This window comes from Methanococcus maripaludis (genome assembly GCF_002945325.1).
Taxonomy (GTDB): Archaea; AGJL01; Methanococci; order Methanococcales; family Methanococcaceae; genus Methanococcus; species Methanococcus maripaludis.
In genome coordinates, this window is the sequence record NZ_CP026606.1 from 209,240 (window position 1) to 234,161 (window position 24,922).

The 24,922-nt window shown below is 28.2% G+C and carries 26 protein-coding genes and 1 tRNA gene; 18 read left to right on the forward strand and 9 right to left on the reverse strand.

Features of this window, described 5'->3' with window-relative positions; all coding sequences use genetic code 11:
- Positions 1-4: 4 nt before the first annotated feature.
- From MMJJ_RS01080 to MMJJ_RS01090, 3 genes are all read right to left on the reverse strand, one after another.
- Positions 5-595: a hypothetical protein gene (locus tag MMJJ_RS01080; RefSeq protein ID WP_158658951.1), complete on the reverse strand. Its 591-nt coding sequence runs from the start codon at positions 593-595 to the stop codon at positions 5-7.
- Positions 526-888 carry a hypothetical protein gene (locus tag MMJJ_RS01085; protein WP_104837301.1) on the reverse strand — a complete coding sequence of 121 codons (363 nt, stop codon included), beginning with the start codon at positions 886-888 and terminating at the stop codon, positions 526-528. Before MMJJ_RS01085 ends, MMJJ_RS01080 begins: the two co-directional genes overlap by 70 nt.
- 660 nt (positions 889-1,548) lie before the next feature.
- A complete protein-coding gene (locus MMJJ_RS01090; RefSeq protein ID WP_104837302.1) occupies positions 1,549-2,235 on the reverse strand; it encodes a hypothetical protein in 687 nt (228 codons plus the stop codon).
- Between the two features lie 130 nt (positions 2,236-2,365).
- On the opposite strand from MMJJ_RS01090, the gene MMJJ_RS01095 reads away from it, so the two are divergent.
- From MMJJ_RS01095 to MMJJ_RS01125, 7 genes are all read left to right on the forward strand, one after another.
- Positions 2,366-3,364, forward strand: coding sequence for a tyrosine-type recombinase/integrase (locus tag MMJJ_RS01095; RefSeq protein ID WP_104837303.1), 999 nt, complete (start codon positions 2,366-2,368; stop codon positions 3,362-3,364).
- Positions 3,365-3,553: 189 nt separating this feature from the next.
- Positions 3,554-3,796, forward strand: coding sequence for a MerR family transcriptional regulator (locus tag MMJJ_RS01100; protein ID WP_158658952.1), 243 nt, complete (start codon positions 3,554-3,556; stop codon positions 3,794-3,796).
- Positions 3,789-6,305: a primase-helicase family protein gene (locus MMJJ_RS01105; protein WP_104837305.1), complete on the forward strand. Its 2,517-nt coding sequence runs from the start codon at positions 3,789-3,791 to the stop codon at positions 6,303-6,305. The genes MMJJ_RS01100 and MMJJ_RS01105 overlap by 8 nt, the downstream gene beginning before the upstream one ends.
- 743 nt (positions 6,306-7,048) lie before the next feature.
- On the forward strand, positions 7,049-7,351 hold the full coding sequence (locus tag MMJJ_RS01110) for a hypothetical protein (RefSeq protein WP_104837306.1): 303 nt from the start codon (positions 7,049-7,051) through the stop codon (positions 7,349-7,351).
- Between the two features lie 423 nt (positions 7,352-7,774).
- Complete coding sequence (locus MMJJ_RS01115) at positions 7,775-8,101, forward strand: hypothetical protein (RefSeq protein WP_104837307.1); 327 nt, start codon at positions 7,775-7,777, stop codon at positions 8,099-8,101.
- A gap of 199 nt (positions 8,102-8,300) precedes the next feature.
- Positions 8,301-8,582: a hypothetical protein gene (locus MMJJ_RS01120; protein ID WP_104837308.1), complete on the forward strand. Its 282-nt coding sequence runs from the start codon at positions 8,301-8,303 to the stop codon at positions 8,580-8,582.
- Positions 8,583-8,591: 9 nt separating this feature from the next.
- Positions 8,592-8,966, forward strand: coding sequence for a hypothetical protein (locus MMJJ_RS01125; protein WP_104837309.1), 375 nt, complete (start codon positions 8,592-8,594; stop codon positions 8,964-8,966).
- Between the two features lie 170 nt (positions 8,967-9,136).
- On the opposite strand, the gene MMJJ_RS09255 is transcribed toward MMJJ_RS01125, so the two are convergent.
- Complete coding sequence (locus MMJJ_RS09255; RefSeq protein ID WP_158658953.1) at positions 9,137-9,322, reverse strand: hypothetical protein; 186 nt, start codon at positions 9,320-9,322, stop codon at positions 9,137-9,139.
- A 64-nt stretch (positions 9,323-9,386) separates the two neighbouring features.
- Here MMJJ_RS09255 and MMJJ_RS01135 point away from each other — a divergent pair, with 64 nt between their 5' ends.
- The 8 genes from MMJJ_RS01135 (at position 9,387) to MMJJ_RS01180 (ending at position 18,961) form a co-directional block, all read left to right on the forward strand.
- Positions 9,387-13,085, forward strand: coding sequence for a hypothetical protein (locus tag MMJJ_RS01135; protein WP_104837311.1), 3,699 nt, complete (start codon positions 9,387-9,389; stop codon positions 13,083-13,085).
- A 308-nt stretch (positions 13,086-13,393) separates the two neighbouring features.
- The gene (locus MMJJ_RS01140) at positions 13,394-13,597 is read left to right on the forward strand and encodes a helix-turn-helix domain-containing protein (RefSeq protein ID WP_104837312.1); all 204 of its coding nucleotides are present in this window, start codon (positions 13,394-13,396) and stop codon (positions 13,595-13,597) included.
- 331 nt (positions 13,598-13,928) lie between these two features.
- Positions 13,929-14,348 (forward strand): hypothetical protein, encoded by a 420-nt coding sequence (locus tag MMJJ_RS01150; RefSeq protein ID WP_158658954.1) that lies wholly within the window; start codon positions 13,929-13,931, stop codon positions 14,346-14,348.
- A gap of 35 nt (positions 14,349-14,383) precedes the next feature.
- Positions 14,384-14,836 carry a hypothetical protein gene (locus MMJJ_RS01155; protein ID WP_104837315.1) on the forward strand — a complete coding sequence of 151 codons (453 nt, stop codon included), beginning with the start codon at positions 14,384-14,386 and terminating at the stop codon, positions 14,834-14,836.
- A gap of 271 nt (positions 14,837-15,107) precedes the next feature.
- Entirely contained in the window at positions 15,108-16,151 is a 1,044-nt protein-coding gene (locus MMJJ_RS01160; protein WP_211286613.1) for an AAA family ATPase, read from the forward strand.
- Positions 16,152-16,731: 580 nt separating this feature from the next.
- On the forward strand, positions 16,732-17,703 hold the full coding sequence (locus MMJJ_RS01170) for a hypothetical protein (protein WP_104837318.1): 972 nt from the start codon (positions 16,732-16,734) through the stop codon (positions 17,701-17,703).
- Positions 17,703-18,227 (forward strand): hypothetical protein, encoded by a 525-nt coding sequence (locus MMJJ_RS01175; RefSeq protein ID WP_104837319.1) that lies wholly within the window; start codon positions 17,703-17,705, stop codon positions 18,225-18,227. The genes MMJJ_RS01170 and MMJJ_RS01175 overlap by 1 nt, the downstream gene beginning before the upstream one ends.
- Before the next feature lie 23 nt (positions 18,228-18,250).
- The gene (locus MMJJ_RS01180) at positions 18,251-18,961 is read left to right on the forward strand and encodes a hypothetical protein (protein WP_104837320.1); all 711 of its coding nucleotides are present in this window, start codon (positions 18,251-18,253) and stop codon (positions 18,959-18,961) included.
- Positions 18,962-19,261: 300 nt separating this feature from the next.
- On the opposite strand, the gene MMJJ_RS01185 is transcribed toward MMJJ_RS01180, so the two are convergent.
- A tRNA-Ser gene (locus MMJJ_RS01185) sits at positions 19,262-19,348 on the reverse strand.
- A gap of 335 nt (positions 19,349-19,683) precedes the next feature.
- On the opposite strand from MMJJ_RS01185, the gene MMJJ_RS01190 reads away from it, so the two are divergent.
- Complete coding sequence (locus tag MMJJ_RS01190) at positions 19,684-20,613, forward strand: EF-Tu/IF-2/RF-3 family GTPase (RefSeq protein WP_104837321.1); 930 nt, start codon at positions 19,684-19,686, stop codon at positions 20,611-20,613.
- Positions 20,614-20,689: 76 nt separating this feature from the next.
- Here the strand turns inward: MMJJ_RS01190 and MMJJ_RS01195 are convergent, their stop codons facing one another.
- Both MMJJ_RS01195 and MMJJ_RS01200 read right to left on the reverse strand, forming a co-directional pair.
- On the reverse strand, positions 20,690-21,493 hold the full coding sequence (locus MMJJ_RS01195) for an aspartate dehydrogenase (protein WP_104837322.1): 804 nt from the start codon (positions 21,491-21,493) through the stop codon (positions 20,690-20,692).
- 24 nt (positions 21,494-21,517) lie between these two features.
- Entirely contained in the window at positions 21,518-21,772 is a 255-nt protein-coding gene (locus MMJJ_RS01200; RefSeq protein WP_011170680.1) for a PRC-barrel domain-containing protein, read from the reverse strand.
- 125 nt (positions 21,773-21,897) lie between these two features.
- Here MMJJ_RS01200 and MMJJ_RS09335 point away from each other — a divergent pair, with 125 nt between their 5' ends.
- A complete protein-coding gene (locus MMJJ_RS09335) occupies positions 21,898-22,068 on the forward strand; it encodes a hypothetical protein (protein WP_169929101.1) in 171 nt (56 codons plus the stop codon).
- A 28-nt stretch (positions 22,069-22,096) separates the two neighbouring features.
- On the opposite strand, the gene MMJJ_RS01205 is transcribed toward MMJJ_RS09335, so the two are convergent.
- Both MMJJ_RS01205 and MMJJ_RS01210 read right to left on the reverse strand, forming a co-directional pair.
- Entirely contained in the window at positions 22,097-23,017 is a 921-nt protein-coding gene (locus tag MMJJ_RS01205) for a DNA adenine methylase (protein ID WP_104837323.1), read from the reverse strand.
- A 74-nt stretch (positions 23,018-23,091) separates the two neighbouring features.
- A complete protein-coding gene (locus MMJJ_RS01210) occupies positions 23,092-23,409 on the reverse strand; it encodes a hypothetical protein (protein WP_104837324.1) in 318 nt (105 codons plus the stop codon).
- A 135-nt stretch (positions 23,410-23,544) separates the two neighbouring features.
- Between MMJJ_RS01210 and MMJJ_RS01215 the strand changes: the two genes are divergently transcribed.
- On the forward strand, positions 23,545-24,903 hold the full coding sequence (locus MMJJ_RS01215; RefSeq protein WP_104837325.1) for an MATE family efflux transporter: 1,359 nt from the start codon (positions 23,545-23,547) through the stop codon (positions 24,901-24,903).
- The last annotated feature ends 19 nt before the right edge of the window (positions 24,904-24,922 follow it).

Consider the following 24,922-nt stretch of genomic DNA (forward strand, 5'->3'; position numbering starts at 1 on the left):
TAATTTATTTATCATATCCAATATCAACATAAGTACCCCCGTGAAGTAGTAAGTTTATAGTTTGATTTTCAAATTTAAGTCTCCCACGAGGATTTTCTTTTTCTTCAATCGCTTTTTTCAATTCCATTATTTTAATAACATCAAGTCCGCCAACATACTCCAATACACCAGATATAAAATCATTTCCTGCCACTAATGGGTTTATTACGATAAAATTGTTATAAATGAATTTTAAAATATAATAAAGGGGATCATCGTCATTATTATCAAAAATCTTTGAATTTTTCAAAATTGAATCCGCTTCCCCAGAATATATGCAAAATTCATACATTAAATACTCCCATGCTTTTTTAGTCTTTATTTTTTCATTGGAGATAAGCCGAATAATTTCATTTACGATTAATTCCCGCGAACCCTCATAAAATATGTCAGTTTTTGATCTAAATATAATATATGTTACCAGACCTAATTCTGTGTAATTTGACTCCAAATGTTGAAACGTACAGAATTTTAAGACCTCACCGATTACAATATCTTTGTAGTTATCCCCTGTTTTAATGTATACTTCCCCACCAAAACGGTGTTTAATGCACACTGCAAGATAACATAATCTTTTAAATGGTTTTTATCTCGTTTCAACTTGATAATTGAATTAAAAAAGTCTTTCTTTTGAATTTCAGATAAATTCAAATCTTTAGCAATTTTTCCTGCATTCATTTTTAGACTCTGAATGTTTGAGCACTTCGCCTGATCTTTTACAAAACTGGTCTGTAAAACACTGCAATTTTTGTTACTTGTGTGAACATTGACAGCTTTGACTTCTGATTTATGATAATCCTTTTCAAAATGTTCAACAGGCTTTAAACAATACGGACAGATTTTAATCAAAATAACACCTCAAAAAGAGGGGGAAATAGGAGTATTTAAAAAAAATCGATAGAGTTATCACGGGGGCGTATCTTATTTTTCAACGATTGATAAATCTCAAAATAAGAATTAAAAAAATTTACTCTACCTGATTAAATAAAAGAGCTTATATTATTTATAATTTATTGAAATAACTATTTAAATTCGTTTTTGAAAGAATTGAAAGCTAAATTGTTTAAAAAAATATGCTGTATGAACCGGACTAAAAAACCGATGAAAACGCACAACCGGATTATTGAGTATATAAATAAAAAACGGAGTTACTGTTAACAATGCAAAATACCGGTTGCGGTATACTGTTAAATTTCAAGTCCAATAGCCTTAAAATTGAGCTATGAGAAAAAGAGCTATACTTTACCAATTGGTCTTTTGAGATATGCTTTAAAATCGTTTTAAAAAGAAAGCGCAGAGGGAGGGATTTGAACCCCCGCTCCCCAGTGGAGAACCGGATTTCAAGTAATACGGTCAAAAAACGAGAAAACGCAGACGTTACATCGTAATTTAACGATTTTTCTGAAAAGAAGGATTTTCCTTCGAGAAAGATGGTGAAAAGTAGTGAAGTGAAAACCGGATTTTATCCGGTGTTCAAAAACATAGTCCGGTATCCAATATCGCAAAATTTTAAAATTTTTTCCCATTACTTTCCAATTTAACCATATGATCATATAGTTTTTTTGGAAGTATTGTAATTACTGACTTCGATAACCTTATTTCAACTTCATCTTCCGGTAAAACCAACAATCGTTTAAAAAATGACGATAAATTAATTTGTTTTGATTTTCCTACTTTTTTTACCGATTTATTTTTTAACATCGAGTCGGGTGTATCATCTGGGAGTTTCACGATTTGAAATCCACAGGGAAATTTACTTTCTTCATTTAAAAAAAATGGTTTTATCCACACGAAATCTCCTTCATCAATTCCAACCTTATCCAATAATGAGGAAGTAGAAAAATCAAGTGAATAACCTAACTTTTTGGAAATGATGTTTTCTTCATCCTTACTAATGGAAATTTCGCATAATTTATCTTTAAAATCAATAACCAAGTAATCCCCTTCAACCGCCCCCATATATTCCAACAATGCAGTCATGCTAATATCAAGACTTTTACCCATATTCACTTTTTTAGTAAATGAAGGTCTTGATAAATAATAACCCCTTCCTTCTTCATCTGTTTTAAAAATATGAAATTTTCCATCATGATTTTCGGTAATCATTACTAAATCTCCTTCATTTATGTTTAAATAATTCATTACCGACTTCATCGATGGATTAAGGGATTTTCCGAGTTTTACTGTTTTTATCATAATTTTATCTTTTTTTTTAATTAATATATAAATATAATTGATTTTGATTAGATTACACGAAAAACTTATATATAATTATGACTATGATTAATTTACACGAAATTAGAAAAAACAATTGGAGTTGATTATTATGGACGATTTTGATCTCGATGAACTGAACAACTTAAAGGACTCGAAAAAATTAAAAAAAGTAAACAATGAAGAAGATTTTAAAAAACAAATGGATTTTTATAAAAATGAACGGATAAGAATGGGTATTAAGGAATATACAATCAAACAAGACTGTTACCGAGTTAATTTTTTCTTCAAATGGTTAAAAGAAATGGGTTTTACTCAAAATAACCTTAACATAACGACTTTTGAATTATTTTTCGATTATATGAGGAAGAAAAGAAAAATCTCAAACAATACACAAAATAAAATCATGATTTCCTTAAAAAAATATTTCGAAATAATTAACAATCCTTGTATGGACGAGTTTTTGAAAAAATATGAGAGGTCATTTTACAAAGCTGTTGAGAAAAAAGAAACCGATTTCATCGAACCAAGCGATGTGAAAATCATGTGTGATTATTTTGAAGAGAAAAAAGAAAAATCAGCTTTTCGATGCTTAGTTTTTCTAAGGGTGCTTTTTGAAACAGCTGGAAGATTTGGAGAAGTGTTGAAAATTAGAATTAGGGATATAGACTTTGAAAAAGGGATTATTCTCTTAAGAGAAACAAAAACGAGCATTCCAAGAAAAGTAGCAGTGTCAAAAGAAGCTAAAGATGGGGAGATTGACACATTAACATATTTAAAATTCTTTTCAAAGGGAAAAAGCGGTGATGATTGCCTTTTTCCTTCGGAAGATGATGTTAAAAAACCAATGTCAAAAAACGCTTTCTATCGGCATTATGTGAAGGCGGTTCGATACTTGAAAGATCAAAACCCAAAATTGAAAAATAAACACATCACGGTACACACATTACGACACTCCAGAATTGTTGATCTTCTAAGACAGAAACACGAGATAGTTCTCGTGAAAGAATACGCCGGACACGAGAACATTGAAACAACTATGATTTATGCTCACGCCTTACAGCGTATGAACGAAACTCTACCCATGTTTCAAGAAAATATCTACAAATAATCATTTTTTTCTTACTTTTTTTACGTACTTTTTTTATTCATTTTTTAAAAATCATATAGCAAAGTATATATATCATTATTCGTATAAACCGCTCTCCGTACTCCAAATCATATATATAATTATAATTAGTCTTCTTTACGGGAGAAAAGTATTTATATGAGTTTTTACAATATAAAAGTGTGAAAAGAAGTGCATGGAATTGCACAGGTGTATAATTTAATGAACGAAGTTTTTAAAAATAACGAATTATATTCGTCAAAAGAAGTGTGTGAAACATTAAAAATTAGTATAAGAACCTTACGAAATTGGACTAAATTCGGAAAAATTGAATATCTTGAATTTAATGGAATTCATCGATTTCTTGGAAAAAATTTGAATGAAATTGCTGTAAAAAGAAACTGTTTTATCAAAAACGGTGAGGTAGATGATTAATGTACAATCAGAAACCTCAAAAATGGAAAATAAAAACAGTAATATATTTACATATACTAATATAAATAATTTACGGTTAAATTTCCTAAAAAAACTTTTTCAAAAGCAGTTTGAAGAAATTGATGGAGAAAAATACTTCGAAATTCGTTTGTTGAATCAAAATGGAAAACCAAAGTTTTTCAAAGTTGAAAATTTAGAAGATTTTGAAAATATTGATTTTGAAGAATTTAAAAAAGAAAATGAAAGTTACAATATTTATTTTTCTCAAAATTTGAGAAAAAAAGAAAGTGGAAAGGCTGAAAATACCTATGACTGTTACTCGTATGTGGTTTTGGACTTCGATTTCAATTTAAAGGAAAAAAATAATAATAAAGCTTTAGAATTTTGTAAAAATAAATACAAATCGATAAAAAAAGAATTGGGAATGGTTCCTTCGTTTTCTGTATTCACTGGACACGGACTTCATTTATATTTTACTTTAGAAAAAAATACAAATTTTGAAAATATTAAAAAAATAAAAAATATTGTTGAAAATTTAAAAAATCCAAATTTAAAAGGAATTGATAGTAAGGTGTATTCTCCAAGTCAGATATTGAGATTACCGTACTTTAATAACATTAAAAATCCAAAAGAAGTTAAAAAATCGATAATTTTAGAAGAAAATGATATTGAATATGATTTTGAAGAATTAAAAGAAAATTTGGAAAAATTAACTCCAAAAACTTCTAAAAAAGAATTTAAAACTATTGAAACACAAGAAAAAGAAATTAAAAGAGATATTTTCTTTGAAACTTTTCTAAAAAATGAAGAATTAAAAAAAGAAATTGCAGAAAAAGACGGAATTCAAAAGAATGATATTTTATTTAAAAACTTGGCGTTTTATGTTAAGAATTTTCTTGATTTAGAAGAACTTGCTTATGAATTCGTTGAAGAATGTGGACATTCAACAAAAGAATTTGAGGGATGGCTCAGAAAAGACTCAAAAGAAGTAAATTATAGAGAAATTAGAAATTGGGTTGATTATCACCACATTAGTGAATTGAAAAATCTAATAGAAAAACAATTGAAAGATAAATGTGAATTTTTTGATAATTATAGTATTGCTTATGTTTACGGTCGAAAAAATGATTTCAGATACTTAGTTTTTGATGAAAAAACTAAAACAGGGGCATCACATAAGAAAAACCAATTAGTTGATTTTTTCAAGGGCGAATCTACTAAATTGGGATATAAATTAGTTGATTTATTAAACATCCCCCAAATTAATGAAGAAAATGATAAACCGTACACTAAATCGCAATTAAATAGAATGATCTTTGATAAACTTGAAGAAAAATTTGAAGATGAGAATTTCTTGACAAATGTCTATGATGAAGGCTATGAACCTTCCGATAAACGTTTTTTCGAGTATCTTGGAAACAAATACATTAATACTTACCGAGCAGGAAAATTTGAAAATTATTTTGAACCAAAAGAAAAATATAATTTTAAATATATTGAAAAATTATTAAGACATATTACTGGTGATGATGATGATTGTTATAAATATTTTAATAAATGGTTATCATATATTTTAAAAAATCCTACTGATAAATTACCAACATCTTTGATTTTTAAAGGAACGCAAGGTATTGGGAAAGGTCGTTTAAGGGAATGGATTTTAAATAATATTTTTGGAGAACAAAATATAGATCAGATTGAAGAAGATATGATAAATAATAAATGGGGCGATTACGTCAAAAATAATAGATTTGTGATCGTAAATGAAATAAAAATCGATAAAAATGATAAAAAATCATCTAAAAAAATTAAAACTTATTCTACAGATAAAGATATCTCGATACAGCAGAAAAATAAACCTTTAGAGAAAATTAAAAATTATTCACATTGGATTTTCTTTTCAGATCAAGATAACCCCATGAATTTAGAAAAAAAAGATAGAAGACACACAGTTTTCAATCAAGACGATAAGATACCATATGAAATTGTTGAAAAACTCTCACCAGAGCGAAATAAAGGATATTTGGAACAAGAATTGAAAGAATACGTTTCTTATTTGAGAACTTTGAATCCTACTCATATGGAAGTGTCTAATCCGATGATGACTAAAGCGAAAAAAGATCTATTTAAAGAAAATGAAAAAGAAATCTTTGAAGCAATTAATTATGATATTTTCAATTTATGCGGAAAAACAATTGATTCCCTTGCTAATGCGTTAAAAAAACGAGAAAAAAATATAATAGAATATATCGTTGGAAAATTGAATAATAATGGTTTATATTTAAGAGAAAAAAATTATAAAATTGAATTGTGGATCACAAAAGAAGGATTGGGAAAGTTGGATAACTTCACCAAATTGGAACAGATTAATGAAAGAAATTCACTTTCAAAAATTGCGAAAAGACAAGATTATAAATATAGCACAATCCGTTCTAAGGATGATGTAATACCCTTTGAAAATCCAAAAAAAGCTATGGAAATTGAAATTTGGGATTTTCAGAATTCCTAAATATACTTTTTTATTTTTTTTATATCGATTATTGATTTGTAACCAGTTTTTTACGGGCTTAGAATGGTTATTTTCTAAAATGAAAGAATATCTTATCATTATTCTTTTTTCCAATATTTTGTAACCGGTTTGTAACCAGTTTTTGTTACATTTGTAACCACTTTTTTGAGAACGTAGAGTGGTTATTTTTTAATTTAAAGACCATTTATTTATTTTAATTTTTTGTAACTAAAAATATATAATAAATTGATATTAAAAAAAATTAAATGTGAAAATACAAAATTGAATTATAAAATATATTTTTTAAAAAAAAAGTAATTTTCCCACTTTTTTGGTTACAAATTTTTTAAATCCCTAATCTTCCTTAGAATGGACTATACTCTTTAGAATGAACCCCTTTTTGTAACCATTTTTTGGTTACAAAATGGTTACAAAATGGTTACAAAAATTATAAATTTTTTTAAATCCCTAATCTTCCTTAGAATGAACTTTACTCCTTAGAATGAACTCTTTTTTGTAACCATAATTTTGGTTACAAATTTTAATCGTGTCACGTTTTTATTTTTCTCCCCTTTCCCCCTCAAAATCAATAATTATAATAATATATAATAGTATTACAAAATTTAATTAAAAGAGTAAATATTAATATTATTAATAACAATATTAATAATATAAAATCACGGATCCGTGTTTTTATTTTTCTATAATTGTTCTTTCCACGAGAGGAAGAACAGGTGGTGGTAATGTTAGGATTAGCAAGTAAGTTTGCAGAAAAAATGCTTTCAAATAAAGGACAATCCGTTCAAGTGACGGTTATTGAGGTTCTTGTTATTATTGTTACACTTTATGTTGCAATGATTGTTTTAGGTTCATTAGAACCAGTTATGGATTCGGCAATTAATGATTCCAGCAACCTTGCAGGAGCGAAAGATTCCTTGACCACAAACACAGGTTCAGCATTTACAATTGGTGCAATCATACCTTTAATTGTGTTTGCGATGGCAGTTATCGGAGTTATTGCTAATGTATTCGGCGGACAGGAGTAATTTACAATTGGGGAGTGATGTTTTCCCCCCAAATGAACCGTAAAATTTAAACAATTTTTGTATTCATTCACTTTTCACCTTATTTTTATAAAAAAAGGATAAAAAATTGAAAAAAATGATATAAAGAAATATTAATTTTTTTCAATTTTCCTTTAAATTTTAAAAAAATTTACAAATTGGGGATGATTGTTTTCTCCCTTTGACAAAAATAATATTATTAATACATTTCCAAATATTAGGACGAGAAGAAGTAATTTTCTATTTAATAGAAAATTATGTTTTTCTTTAAAAAAAGAAACTTTTTTATGAATAATTTTAAATTTTAAAGATCGCTATGATCTGCGTTCCCATTTTCAAGATCGTTTAATATATATAGTCCTTTAGACACATTTTTTATTATAAATTAAAAAGGGGGCGAGGATTATGAAGTGTTTTCCGATACCAGATGGAAAAATAAAAGCATTTCCGATAAAAACTTCTGAAAAGTCAAAAAAACCACAAAATAATGTTCAACAACCACAAGAACGAGTTATTGAACGAGTTATTGTTCCTGAAAGGATTATTGAACGACCAGTTGAAAGGATTGTTGAGGTTCCAGTTGAGAGGGTGGTTGAAAAACCAATATATCAGAACCGACAAAATCCAATGTCAAACGCGGTAAAAACAATTGGTTTGGTGATAGTTTCCACATATATCGTTTTATCCTTATTGGGTTTGGATTTGCCAACGTTAATTTCATTTTTTAGATAATAAATTTTATTTTTTTTTAGAAAAATATATTTATTAATTTAAATTTATAAAATAATACCATTCTTTTTTCAATTTATATATATAAGATTATTTATTCATACATATATTAATAATAGTAATACTTATATATTATTAAGACTATATATATTTTCATTGATTTTTATGGAAAAAATGTTTTAATAAAAATGGTGAGGTGGAAATGCTTGGAAGTCAGAAAAATATGTCAAAAACTCAAATTATATTCATTGGATTTGGGAATATTTGTCTAACTCTTGTATATTGGTATATATTGGTTTTTATCGTTGGGCAACTTGATGTTGCTTTCTATCCATTAGTTAATGGATATACAACTTACATGGAATGGTATCCGTATATCGTTTTATTAGTAAACTATCACCCGATCTTAATAGTTCTCTACTGTGTTGCTTGGATGTACTTTAGGGGAAACGAGGTCGATGCTTCAAGAAATGTGATTTATTAGGTGATAGAAATGGGTAAGGCATGGGATATTATTATTGTTGTATTTATTTTCAATTTGGCGGTAACAGGAATTTCGAGTGTTTGTGATTATTTTGAAATTCCTTTTTCAAATCAAAGTTTTGTTCCAACTGGAAGTTCTGATTTGGTAAATCAGTTTGACAACACCTCAGAATCCGCACCCAATCAAGTGACGGAGAGTTCACTTTTTGGTGATTGGGCGTGGGCGGTTTCAATTGTTGGAACGTTATTTGGATTTTTAACAGGAAATTATAATATATGGTTAAGTTTAGGGGTGGATCCATTATTCGCGCAATTTCTGAGGGTAGTTTGCATGATGGCTAATGGATTTGCATTATTAGAAATTATTTCAAAGGTGAAAGTGTAATGGTGGTGATAGATGGTTAATGAAACGTTAACAATTATTAATAATACAAGAATAGCGACTTTGGATCCGCGTTTTCTCTCGGATCCTAATATCGCACATCTAATAACTTATTTAATGACACAATTCCCCGAAATCCCTTCAATTATCTTATTTGGTGCTGGGATTTCGTGTTATATTGCAACAGGCGAAGATGAAATGAAGACATTAATATTAGAATTTCTAATGATGTTTGTTTTTATATCAATCTTGGAAATTCCGCTTGATGTGATGGCGAGTACTCCAACGGCTTTGACGTTATTTGGGTTGAATTCGATATTTATAATTTTCATATTTGCGAAATTCTTGTTCTGTTTCACTGATACAGAACAATAAATCTTTATTTTTAATTTTAAATGGTTTTAAAACAAATGGTGGTGATAAATGGCAATTAGAAGTGGAGAAACACATTATGATAGTGATGGAAATGCTTATAGAGTTAGTGGAAGTACAGCGACAAAAATTGGTGATTCTTCCGGTGCAAAATATAAAACTTCATCAATTAACGTGAAGGCAGGAAGTAATGGAAGTTCTTCAAAATCAAATTCAAGTTCTTCAAATTCTACATCGATAGAATCCATAAAAAAAGATTTGGCAAGTGGAAAGCGTTCAACTGGTGCAAATTCAAACGTTGCAACGGCAAACGGAAAAGTTTTTCAAAATTTAAAAAATAAATATGGTCTTGATAAAGCGAAAGAACTCTACAATTCATATAAGAGAAATATTCTAACGGCAAAACAAGAATTAGAGAACGAGCAAAACGCAAAAATCCAAAAGGTAATTGAAAAAAGATATTCAAAAATTGGAACAAGCGGAAAAAATTACAAATCATCAATAAACGAAGTAATTCTTGATAAAGAAGGAAATATTGTCGCACTTAGAAACAAGAAATCCGGTCAAATTGTGGCAGGATCCGGTGTCGCTTACGGTGGACAAGCAGAAAAGAATTATAAAAAATGGGGATTATCAAAGCAATTAGATAATGCCATTGATAATGTCAACAATAAAAGAGAAAATCAATATAATCAAGATTTGAAGTTTACAAATTCGATAACAATTACCCCATCAATGCACCAAATAGAAAAGGACGGAAAACTCTACATCTATGATCATAATGAAGATGGAACGTTTTCAACTTATATTATCAATAAAAATCAATCAAGATACAATAATGGAACCATAGAGTTTACAGATAACGCTATTCTCGAAAACGCAGGAGAATATCAAAAAGATTACACGAAATTAAATGATATTCTTAATGAGAGGTACACATCGGGAAACGAGTACACCGGAAGGATTTCCTTATTTGATATCGCAAAAGAACAGGGTGTATCACTTCAAATTGACCAACAAGGGGATAAAACAGTTTTGTATGATTCCACAGGAACGATTTATGGAATTTACAATTCTGATGATATAGAAATTAAAGGATTGAATATTTACACCAAAAACGATGATTATATTTATTCTTCTTCTAAATTAGAAACCGAAGGATTTGTAAATCCAGTAACTAAGGAAGAAATGAAATATTATGTAAATAATAAAGGAGAAAAACTAATAATTAATAAAAAAGATGAAAATACTTACAAATATCAAGACGATATGGAACCAGTTGAGAAATTAAAACAATTAGAAATGGATATAATCTCAAACCCCAAAGAAACCATCAAAAGAGGAGTTTCATATTTGGGGGATAAATTCAATATAAATTCAAAATACACCGATGTTGCAAATAAGGGAGTCAATTATCTTAATGTTTTTGGAACGGAAGATGTTGGACAGATTGAAGGAAAAATAAGAAATATTGATACAAAAGATACGGTAACCACGAGAGGATTAAATACAGTTGGTGGAATAGCCGTTGGTCTAACTGATTTAACTGTTGGTACTGGTTACGCGATCTATAAGGATTCAAAAAATAATAGAAAAAATAATGTGGTTTTAACCCAAAAAGATCGATATTTGGGAAATGCAGGAAGTTCTATTCTCTCAACACATGGAAAAACTATGGCGGTTGGGATGGTTCAGCCAGTGAAAAATCTAATTGTCGATAGGGATTTTTCTATTGAAAATACTCTTGGAACCGCTTTACTTGTTGCACCCGTTCTCAAAGGTGCTGGAAAGGTGGGAAAATCCGCAATTGCAAAATCCCCAAAACCAGTATTTGAAATTGCAATTGGAAAAAACATTGCAGGAAAGACAAATTATTTCGGTGTCAAAACCGGAGTTAAAACAAGTTCAAAAATTAAAATAAATACGTTAGAAGTAGGAACAAAATCAAAAACAGGATTTAACCAGTTGGCAAAAGAAAATATCAAAGTTGATAAAAATTCAATAAGTTTTGACGATGGAATTAAATCCGATTTGGTTATAAAATCCACAAAAGAGAGAACGGTTAAAACTAATGATAAAATAACCAATGTGAAAAATGTAGTGGATACCGAAGGAAACAAATTATCCAAAAAAGTAGATATTTCAAAAACCAATGAAGGTTATAAAATCGTTGGAAATGTAGCAAAAAATGATAAATTCATCAATTATAATGTAGAAACAGGAAAGAACTTTATAAATCGAGATTTTTATAATTCTAACAAATATGGAACGAGATATAATTTCAATAATGTTAAAATATTGAAAGATAAATCAAAACTTTATGAAAAATCCGATTTGAATTCAAATAAGCATATAGATTTGAAAAAAATTAAAAATAAAGAATATATGAAAGAGAATTATCAAGAAGTTAAATTTGAAGAAAATAAAAACATCAAAGGAGATTTCTCCCATAATAAAAACTCAAATTTGTATTTAGAGAATTTGAGTGGGAAGAAAATCGTTGTTAGGGGGAATAAGGGATTTATCAAAAACGGAAAATCAAAATCTATAAATAATATAATCCAAATGGGTGAGAAATATCACCTCAATGAAATAACGGGAACAAAATATGGTGCATTTAAGAAATTAACAAGAAATAATAAAGTTTATCAACAAAAAAAGACCGTTAAAAGTGACAATCATTTAAATATAAATGATATTAGAAATAATAAAATAAAACCAGTTGGAGAAATTGAAATCACCGAGTTTGGAACCAATGAAGGATTGAAAGGAAACAATATAATAAATCTTGGTGAAAATACCGGATACGTTTCTGAAATTCAAATAAATGGTGTTGGATTGTCAAAACACAATTTCAATACTCCAATGAAGAAAAACGGTTTTATTAAAAGAGATGGATTCAAGAAAACAAATCAGAAAATCTATGAATGGAAAGAAAACGGTCAAGGAACGAAGATAATAAATGAAGAAATAATTCAAAATAGAAATTTTGCATTGAAATCACAGAAAAGAAATTCAAATACAATTAAATTCAATATTAAAAATCAAATTATCGAAAAAGAAGTTTCAAAAAGTCCAAAAGCACCAAAAACAAGTTTAAATAAAACATTTAAAGAAACTAAACCGATTTCAAAATCAAAACAAACAATACAAGTTTCAAAAACAAATAAAAATAAAATAAATACAAAAATTACAACTAAAACAAAAACAAGAACTCCAACGCTTATTAAAAGTAAAAAGAACATCAAATCAATTAATAATAATTTAAAAATCAAAAATCCGATGAAAAAATTAAATCCAAAAGGAAAAAAAATTAAAAATCCAAATAACTTGAAATACCCAATCGGTATGGGAACAATGGGAATTGGTGTCAACTTAGGGTTGAATTCAAAAAATAGACAAAAGAATTTGGCAAAACCATTCTTAAATACAAAAGCAAATAATTTAAGAAAACAAAAGGTTTCAGATATTCAAAGAATGAAAGTGGGAACAACTTCCCCACAAATCCAAAGATTGAAAACTGATACCATTCAGATTTCAGATATTGGAAGTTTGGGTGGTGTATTGATTGATAGAATCGATCCGGTCGATGTTCCAATTATTAAATCAATTTCAAGAAGTGACACAAATCCAATTTCCACAAAAGGAAATTCAAAAAGAAAAAATAATAAAATTAGAAAAACTCAAAAAGAAATTAAAAATATTAAAAAATGGAATATCGGTGGATTTGGATCCGCGTTTTTGAAATAATTATTATCTTTTTTTACATTTTTTTAATAAAATTTACAAATATTGTTTTTAACGTTTTCTTTTAATAATTTAAATGTTTTAAATGAATTCTTTTAATTATTTTATATTTTCATCATGTTTGTGGTGTGAATCGGTAGGCGTTCACATTCATATTTGTGATAGAAATTACTTTTTTTTAGAAAATTTTTTATATTGGTGTGAGTTGTATATATCATAATATATATACTTATCGAAAGATTTATATAGTATTAGTTTCAAAGACTTATAATGTAAGGATGTGTGTATATTGACATACAGGTGATGTAAGTTTGGAAAGAATAGGAAATGATGGAAACTTAATTGAAGAGTTCTACTACACGATCCCACAAATCGCGAAATTCTATAATGTTTCAAATTCTACTATTAGGAGTCTAATTAAGGAGAAAAAATTGAAAGGTCAAAAGATAGGGAAAAATTATAGAATTCTTGGAAAAAATTTTAACGAATATTTATTTAATCAAAATAAATTTTAAAATGGAAGAACAATTGGATTTTTCCGGTGGTGATAAGTGTTTATCAATTATGAATTGTACAATGTACGTCAGATAGCAGATAGATTTAATTTAACTCCACAGGCAATTTATTATTGGATTAGATGTGGAAAATTACACTATTCAAAAAAGAATAATCGATATTCCGTGTTGGGTTATTCGATAAATCAGATAATACGAGAAAAAAATTGGAAAAAAAGAAATCAAGAATTTAAGAAAAATAAAAAATTTAAAATAAAAAATAATTTTCAAAAAAATAATTTAAAAATCGAAAGAACTTCTTATCATTTAAAAACGTTGCAAAGGGCAACAGGTGGTGAGAATTAGATACGTTGGTCAAAAAACGGTAGAGAAAAAGTCTATTGATGAAAAAATTTTAACATTAAAAAATAAAAAAGTATCATACAATATAATTTATAATAAAAATAAAGAAAGAATTAACTTTAATTTCAAAAAAATGGAAGAATTATTGGAAGAATTGCAAAAAAAACTAAATGTAACGGAATTGAGTTCAAACGATTTAAAAATTACAAAAAAAGAATTATTAAAAGTATATTCGAATTATTTGACCTTAACGGAGAAAGAAAAAAGAATTTTTGAATTAAAAACGGAAATTCAAAAGAGAAAAAAACATCATACAATTCTCGAAATCCAACAGAAAGAAATTCCGTTGAAGATTGAAGATATTCAAAAAGAAATAATGATTCTTGAAATACAGAAAAATAGACAATGAGGTGATGAATTAGTTTTAAAAAATGGTGATAATAAATGGTAGAAATTAACGCAGATGATAGTATATGTAATGTTTGTTTGGGTTTTGGTTTGAAAATCAATCCAGAAATTGAGTATTTGAAAAATAAACCGATAGGAACGCTTTTTGGAGAATATGAAAAGTTAAAAGAAGAATTATTCTTAGAAGAAGAACTGTATTTGGAAGATCAGATAATCCGCGATATTAATAAAGTTTTTATCGATTGGGAAAAAGAAAAAATCGATTTAATAAAAGAAATCGATTATCCGGTCAATTTCGGATCTGAAATCCTTAAAAAATACAAAAAAGAAGGAATCGAAGTTACTGAAAAATCAATTAAAAAATATAAAGAAGAAATTGAAAATCGAGAAGAACAAATGAAGGAAAGAAGATTGAAGATGAATTCAATTATGGAAAAAATAAAATTCATAAAAATTCTGATGGATTCGATAGTAGAAATAATTTATTAATAATTTATTTTATTTTTTAGGTGGTTAAAAATGGTTAAAAATGGAAATACAGATGATTTATTCTTATTAAATAATTATAATTACAAATATCAAATTATATATAAAAATAAGTGATTAACGGAATGAATAGTGAGGACATAGGGACATAAGTCCTTAAATGATGGAAATATTGAATATTCCGCGAGTACTATTATATAGAGTCTATAATCATTGATGGAAAAAGTGGAAATAATGGAAAAATTTGATAAAATGTGGATTTAATTCTTCACAGGTGGTGATATTGCTAAGAAAAAATGAATATGATTACTGGGGCTTGGGTGCTATTGTAAAGTCCCTCGCATTTTCTAAATTAAGAAATAATTTCGATTTCCACATTGCCGTTACCGGAATCGAAGGATCTGGAAAGTCCGCACTTGCAATCGCTCTTGCTCGATTTATGGATCGGAGTTTCAATCAAAACATGAATGAAAGAATGTATTTTTCAAATGAAGCACTTCCAGATTACTTGGATTTATTAAATGAGAACGTTGAGAAAATTGAAAACGGTTTTGAGGGTGGAACGACCGTTATTTTTGACGAAACTCAAAATATTTTCAACAGGAGAAATGCACCTACTAAGGAAAATAAAGCATTGCTCGAAGTAATCAGAACTCAAAGAATGGCAAAAATGTGTTGCATATATGCTACACCTAACGTTTTAGAATTAGAGAATTTTTTATCCAATAGAATGGATGTAATCCTTTTTTGTTCTTCCGATAAGAAAAAGGTCTATGGAGTCACGGATACAATCACTTATGATGGAAAAGTCTACAATGGATCAAAAAATCTTCTTTTCCAAGAGATGAAAAATCTCGATCCTCGAACATTAAAGATGTCACCGGAGAACATCATGGCTCTGTGTATGGACGGAAAATTCAGATTTGATTTCGGGGGAAAAACGGTCTATGATGATTATATATATAATAAATACTCGTTTATTAAAGCAAAGAAAACATCAGAATTCTTCAATAATACAAAGGAAAAAATCAATAAAAATAAACCTATAAGGGAAGAAGAAAAGGAAAGTAAATATCAAATGCTTAATTTATCAATCAAGAAATTGACTGAACTGGAAAATGATTATATTCCCCAACATTTAGAAAAAATTGAAGATGAAATGTTTGAAGACGATTTCATCAGTCAAAAAGCAATTGCCAATTGGTTAGACGTTGGAGATGGGGCAGTTTCAAAGAAGATTGATAGAAAGAAAATTGAAAAAGTTGCTTATCAAGGAAAAAAATATATTAAGGTCAAATATTTGAGGGATTTAATTTAAATCCTTAATTTTTTAGTTTTATTGAAAAATGGTGGTGATAGTTGGAGAATTATATTAAAGTTTTTGAAAATGAGAAAATTTATTCATCTAAAGAAATAAAAAATAAAGTTTTTTTTCAAGGAAAAATTTTTATTTACGGCAAAAAGGGACAGATTTCAATTGAGAAAAAACACATTTTTAAAATTAATTTTTTAAATTTCTATTGGGGGGAACATTTAAATTTTTTATTTAACGCATATTTAACTAATATATACCGGAAAAGGAAAAATAAGGAAAAATTATTAAAGGATTTTAATATAAAAAATTATAATATCTCTAAAAAAAATTTAAATGATGAAGATTTTGAAGAATTTAAAAAAATGTATTCTGAAAATTTAAAATATATGGAAGAAAATGGAAATTTGGAAAAAATAAAATTAGTGGGAAAAGAAGAAAAATTGAACGGAGTTTGAGAAATAATTAATTTTTTTCAAAATAACTTTTTTTAAAATGGTAAACAGGGGGGATATTACCCAAAATTATATATGTTTTAAAAATATACAATAGTCAAATTGAGGGATATTTTTTTAGGATGGGGAACATGGAAAAACAGGTTTTTTTAAATGATACTTACAATGCCTTTTTAGAGGTATTTAATACCCAAGAACAGAAGTATGTATCGAATACAACACGATTAATGAAACTTTTTATATGTACTGCGGAAGAACTGGGTAAATTAGATAATGACAAACCCATTGCTTATGGTTGGTATAACCACGGTTTGTTTTGTTTTGAATTATATAACGACATGAATTCAATTAATGAATTTAGAAAAACTATGGATGTTAATAATAATTTAAATTCTGAAAAATATGAATTAATAAAATCTATACTTAAGCGATTAAAACCTCATTTTTTAAACAATACAATTAAGTTTGATAAATATATTCATGAAGAATTACCCGATAAAGAAACAAAAAAATATTATCGTGCAGTTAATGAAATGGAATGTGGTTTTGAACGTATTCAAAATGAAAATTCCGGTTTAGGACAATATGTTGGAGAACATGAATCAAAAAATCTTCAAAAATGTATAGGAAAACTTGAAAAAGATGTTATTATTGAATATAATGCAGAAAAAAGAAATGATGTATTTTGGGAATATACTGATTCATTATACATAACTCTTGATAACTATGAAAATGGAGAACAAAATTTAAAAAGTACCATAAAAAATATGGGAACCATATTTACTGAAAATTTATTAAGTATAATTTCCCCATACCCTGAAACACTTTCGGGACATCCTGAACTGTTAAAAATAGAATTAAAAAAGTATGATGAAAGTTTAAAAAATAATTTTTCGAAATTTCGAATGTTTTTTAGATTTACAAAAAGTTCTAATTTTTTAAAATATGATAATTTATTAAAAGAAATCAATAATGCTGAATTTACTGAAAAAACATATAAACTTATTAATGAACATATATATCCAGAAAATTCAACAAGATTAAGGAAAGAACACGAATTTAAATCATCAAACATGAATTTAGAGTATGGGGGGGAGAAATAGTGGATATATTTTTAGATAGTTGTATAATTTTTGGAAAACATATACCTAAGAATCCTCATAATGATAATGTTAATAAATTTTATTGTTCCAACAATATTTTATCACAAACGAGCTGTGATGCAGTCAAGGATGAAGTTAATTATAAATTAAAAAAGGTTATAATTGAAGCATATGGTGATGATGTATCAGAATTACTTTTTAGGGAAATAAGACTAGCAATCAATCATTTTTTTAAAAAAATTAATATGGTAAATTATCAAAATCATACAAATTATGATTTTATTTTTTTATATGATGAATTAGAAGACTACTTCAAAAAATTGATTACGAAAAATACTGCTGATAAAGATATATTTTCTAACGTGATAGTGTGGGGAGTAGATAAAACATTAAATAATCCCAACTTTATTACCACGGATAAAAGAGATTATACAAATAAATTTGATATAATAATTACTTCCAACAAATGCCTCAGTGCAAATAATTATCCCAATACTCCGATTAAAATTCAGATATTAAAATAAATTTTAGTTTTGAGGGGAGCATATTGGATGAAAATGTAAAAAGATTGGAAAATGTAGTTGAAAAAAACATAGACTATCTATATCGTGATTTGGAGTATACTACTACAAAATATAATTACTATGACACAAAAATATCAAACAATTGTAATCTAATCTTAAAAATTTATGCACTTGTTTATGGTTTAATTATTACTGCTTATGGGATTGTTGATAATATTGAATTATCTTTATGGATATTAGCAATTGCTAATATATTTGTTTTAAATTTTGCATTAGGAATATTTAAATTTGGAAGGGTATTATGTATTCTCGGAATAGATGTAGATGTTATATTGGTAAACATAAACATGTCTTCAAAAAAAGTTTGGAATTATACTGGTGATTTATTAATTGAGTTCAATAATTCGTTATATACGTTAGTTTTTTTCGTAACTAATTTTTCAATCTATTTGCTTATTATTGCACTGATCATAAGCACCGTTTATTTAATCGCTTTTTCAGATACCTACATTTCATTAATATTATCTGATTTGAGTGAATTTTTAAAATTTTTATGTTATGGGTTAATTTGGATTTTTAATATTTATAGCATAATTGAAATAAATAAATCAAAACAAAAATATGACATACAATTAAAAAAATCCAGAATAAAAGCCGAAAAATTTTCAGAAGTTTTTGATAAAATAAGGGATGTATTACATAATCAAGAACCTGATCGAGATGAAATTGATTGAATATAAAAAGATCAGCATTAATGAAAATAATAACTTAAAATATTTTATTATAAATATTTTTTTCGAAATAACTTTTTTTAAAATATTTTTCTGGAAACCGGATTTAAAATTAATTTCATTTATATACTAAATGTCTTTTTTTGGGTGTCCGGACTGTAATCCGGTGTCCATTTGGTACACTTTTAATCCAAAAACAAAAAACAACGATAAAAAACACTTGAAATTTAAAATACTCGAAAAAAACCCTACCGGATTAAAAAAAAACCTTCAAAAAAGCCGTAGATTTGAATTTAAAGAAAGCGCAGAGGAGGGGATTCGAACCCCCGCTTCCCAGTGGGAAACCGGATTTCAAGTCCGGCGCCTTTGGCCAAGCTCAACCACCTCTGCTCGCACTTGTACTTAAGCGATTCAGCTATATATACTTTTCTATTTTTCCGAGTTTACGGTATCGTAAAATTTGTGCGCAAACCATATTAAACGGGGTAGTGCGGATGTTTTTAAAACGGGTGTATATTTTTTTAAGTCGCATCTATTTTAGAATTTTTAATAGAAAATATATTAAAAAGTAAATACTCCAAATTCCCAAATACAAAAATCAAGTTACCCCCTAAAGCATTGTTTCAAAATCTTTTTTTCAAAGTGTTTATTTTAAAAAATAGTATCTATTATATATCTAAAAACCTAAATTATGAAAAGATTGAATAGAAACATGGGTGAAATTTATGAAAAATGTTACAATTGGATTATTTGGAGATTTTGAAGACGCTGGAAAAAATATTGCAAAAAAAGGAACTTCAACAGACATTACACTTTACAATCATAAAAATGGCGACGATTCAGCAGTATTTGTCGAACCTACAAGATACCCTGAAAGAATACAGCCATTAATTTATACAATAAATATGATGGACTACGCACTTGTTTTTATCGATGAAATAAAACCTGAAATTGGCGAAACACTTCTTACATTAGATTTATTCGGTGTCGAAAGGGGATTTATTGTAGTTGGCGAATACGTCGATGTTGAACAGTTAAAAGGAATTATTTCAAACACTTCGATGAAAAATTTTGAATTTTTGGAAAAAGATTACATACAAATTAGAGAAAAAATGATTACAATTCCAGAAGTTGAAAAAAGTAGAGAGTTTATAAAAATACCTATTGATCACTTTTTTTCAGTAAAAAGCGTTGGAACCGTGATTTTAGGAAAAGTTGATAAGGGAAGCGTTTCTGTGCACGATAATTTAAGGATATACCCGACAAACAATAAAGCAATGGTAAAAAGTGTTCAGGTACACGATAGGGACGTAAAAGAAGCTGGAACAAATTCAAGAGTTGGCCTTTCATTAAAAGGAATCAGTGTTGATGATTTAGATAGAGGAATGATTCTTTCAAATGGGGAATTGGAAGTATCTGACAAAATTGAACTTGAAATGAAATGGAACCCGTACATGAATAAAGAAGTTGCTGTTGGCGAAGGATACCAGATTATTGTTGGACTTCAAACTGTAAGCTGTAAAATTGAAGAAAAAAACGGAAACAAATTAACATTAAAACTTTTAAAACCTGCTGCTTTTGAAAAGGGCGACAAATTTATAATGCTTGATGGAAGCGCAAAAGTTAGAATCATTGGAGTTTCAAAATACGAATAGATAATCCAAACTAACTAAAATAAAAATAAAAAATAAAATACAAAATTTCTTTTTTTAAAATTTAAAAAAAATTAATTTAAGTTCCGATTCTTACAGGTTCAGAAAGATCCTTTATTAATCGAATAACAGAATATGCTGCAAGTGCAGATGTTTTTGGATTGTCCCTACAGGGATTATTTTCCACGCATGTTTTTATTGTTCCAATTGAACCTTTAACTAAAATCTCATGCCGATTTGAAGTTGCATTTGGATCTGCAATGATTTTTACTTTTGCAGGATAACGTGATGCAAGAGATAATACAACTGAAACATTGATATTTTGCGGAAATTTTGAAATTGCGTCAAAAACAGTTCCTTCAAAAACTATTTTCGGCTCTTTTATCTCATCAGTGTTTAATCCCTGCTCTTCAAGTGCACTTTTCAAACCGTGAACGGGTTTTGTTGTAGTCAAGGATACTTCTGAAATTTTACCAAGGGATCCTGATTTTACAGCATCTATTCCTGCAATTGCACCTGAAGGTATGTATATTTTTTTCCCAAGTTTTTCTGCAAGTTTATAAAGCTTTACAAATAAATCTTTGTCTGCAAATGCGCCCACACTCATTATTATAACGTCTTTATCGTTATTAAGTGATTTTATAACTGTATCTTCAACAGCAGTTACTGATGCACATTCTACAATCAAATCAAGATCTTTTGAAACCAGTTCATCGAGAGATTTGCAAAAATCAGCTCCTGTTTCCATGGCGAGTTTTTCTGCTTTTTCCAGATTTCCATCGTAAAAAGCTAGAACTTCTGCTTTGTTGAGTCTATCCGACATCAAAGCCTTTGTGATTAATGAAGCAATTGCTCCACAGCCTACTAGACCTATTTTTAACATTTTAATCTCGACTTAGCTAATTAATTAAAATCTGCCAGTAATTGGTGGCTTTATTAAGATAATATTTCCTATTGCTGATATCAAATTGAATGGCAACACTATTTTTTTCGTAGGATCATCGATATTTTCGCTTAAACATCCGCTTGAAACATCCGTAATAACAATACCGCTTATTGCAGCTTTATCAGTATCAACCATGGCATCGTAAACTTTACCCACATATATAGCATCTGTAGTGTATATTTTTTTATTCAACAAGTCACTAATTTTTATTGCCATACTACTCCTCCCGTTAAATTCTTTCAATAATATAAACGAGGTAATATAAAATATTTGTTAATCGTTAATATTTTTAATATACTTCATTTATATGTTTTATTAATTATTTTTCGAGGTGATAGCATATGTTAACAGAATACATTAAATTTTATTTCGAAAAAGATGGAGATATATGGGAAAAAATCGTTCAAAACAGAGATTGCATTGAAACTTTAGACATTATCCGTAATGCCGTTATGGTTGACGGATATAAACTAATAAAATGGGAAGAATGGCTCTCTGAAGAACACGATTAATTTATAGCATATTAAATGCCATTAAATATTATTTTGGATAGTTTTTAATTACTAATTCCGTTATTTTTCGCCTTCCGTTGACTCTTGAATTTATTATTCTTCCAGCACAAACTTTATCGATATTAAATCCACCATAGTGGTCTTCAAAAAATCGGTCTTTTGGATTTGTATTTGTCGGGTCAGAATTACTGAGCATTAAATATGCGCCTTTTTTGTCCAGATATTTAAACCAGTTGCTCAAGTCCACCTGATCTTTTTCGAGAAAATCCTCTTTAGAATAAGATGTAAAACTAACAGTTTCTGGAAGGGGCCTGTAGGGTGGATCGATATATACAAAAGTTTCTTTGTCGATTGAAATATGCTTTTCAACGCCCTTATAGTCATCACACAGTAATTTTACGCCTTTTAAAGCCTTGTTTACTCCCCTAAGGGTTGGTTCATCAAATATTCTTGGACGAAGATACCTTCCAAATGGAACGTTGAACATTCCTTTCTTATTTAGCCTATAAAGGCCATTAAAACAGGTTTTATTTAAAAAAATAAATCTCGCGACATTTTCAATGATATTTTCAGATTTATTTTTATCAATGTTTGATTTTTCAATGTTGTATTCATTTCTTATTTTGTAATACTGCATTTTTTGAGATTCGAAGTTCATTTTGTTAAAATTTTCTTCAATAGGTTTCAAAATAGAAATTAATTCATCAATGTTATTTTGAACAGTTTTATAAGAAAGCATTAATTCGTGATTTATATCATTTAAAACCACTTTTTTAAATTTATATTTACTTTGGAGGCCCAGATAAACTGCACCGCCACCTAAAAATGGCTCAACGTACTTTTTAATCTTTCCATTCTTCAATCCTTCCGGATAGTGGTCTTCAAACTGGGTTAAAAGTCTTCTTTTACCGCCAGCCCATTTTAAAAAAGGTTTCGCTTTTCGGTGCATAACATATCAGAAAAGAGTATAAAGACAATATATGTATATTTTTCGGTACTGGATCTTTTCGTTGCGTTATTTGGTCAAAAACTGTCAATTAGATCTATATTAGAAATATCGATCCCATTGTTAAAATATTCATAATTTAGAATGAGTACAACGTGGTCAATCAGTCCCTTTTTTTCTGAACTTAAAATTTTCTTTAAGTCATCTTTTACTCGAACATCACATATTTCAGGAAGCAGTTTTTCAGCCATCCCGATAGACTCTATTCCAGATAATGTCTTTTTTAAAGCCTCTGGAACAATTTCAGAGGTGTAAATATGGTTTTTATTCTCCAAATATTCCATATTCCTCAATATTATCTCATTTTCGCCCGTACTCCCATCATAGCTTATCATATATGTCCCCCACAATATATCATATCCATAAATTAAAATTTATAAAAAGAAGTATATATGTTTTATTAAGAAATATAATCTCTTCAAAACGTTTTAAATGAACATAAATCAGTTTAAGGGTTAAAAAGGCAGGTTATGAAGCAGGTTAAAAAATTAGAAAACGAAAAAATTAATAATCTCATGATAAGGTATGTTATCCCCTCGATTGCAGGAACTGTTATTATTGGGATTTATGGGATAATTGACGGGATATTTATTGGACGAACAGTCGGAGCTGAAGGTCTTGCAGGGGTAACATTTTCATTTCCCGTTTTGATCGCAATTAGCTCCATAGGAGTTATGATTGGAGCTGGATCTTCTGCAATAATATCGATAAGCCTTGGAAAAAAAGACTACAAAAAAGCATCCTGCATATTAAAAACTGCACTAACTTACATTATACTGATAAGCCTGATAATTACTTGTTTTGGCTATCTGCTAATAGACCCGGTTATTTCATTCATGAACCTTTCAAAAAATTTGGAAATATATGTTGCAGGGTATTCAAAAATAATAATTCTTGGTGCAATTGCACAAATTTTTGCGATATCTCTTGACCCGATACTTAGAAACGACGGCTTTCCAAAAAAATCCATGATAATTCTGGCATTAATGTCGATATTTAACATTATACTTGATTATATATTGATAGTTATATTTAATTTTGGTGTTATAGGGGCTGCCGCTGCTACTGTGCTTGCACAAGGTCTTGGATCAATTTTATACTTAAAACATTTCTTAAGCGGTAAATCAAACGTTAAAATCGGGAAAAATAGTCCATTTTTAGAATTTTCGACTATTAAAAGAATTGCAAAAACCGGATTTTCACCGTTTATCATGGAACTTGCATTTGGAATACTGATGATAGTACACAATATCCAGTTTATGAGATATGGAAGTCCATTAGACGTTTCTGCATACGGTATTGTAATATATATCACATCATTTCTATACATGGTCTATTTGGGGATTTCAGAAGGCGTTCAGCCATTGATAAGCTACAACCATGGAGCTAAAAAATTCAACAGGGTTTTTGAAATATTAAAAAAAGCAGTGTTTGTCAATGCAATACTCGGTATTTGTTCATTTTTAACAATTTTAAAGTTCCCAAATCTTTTAATAAAGATTTTCAATCCCCATGATACGAATTTAATCACAACAACCACAATCGGCCTTGAAATTCATAATTTCGCAATTTTAATCATGGGTGTTTCTATGGTATTGATGATGTATTTTTTAGCAACGGAACAGCCAAAAATTGCAGGATTTTTATCCCTTGGAAGAACCTTGATTTTTATACTCCCTGCAATTATTCTATTTCCCATATACCTTGGAATTAAAGGAATATGGTGGTCAACAGTATTTTCGGAATACTTGAGCTTTATTATTACAATTTACTTCATAACTAAAGAATTTAAAAAGATAAAATATGAAAAACTAAACGTTAAAAAATAAGTTAAGGTTTAAACATTAG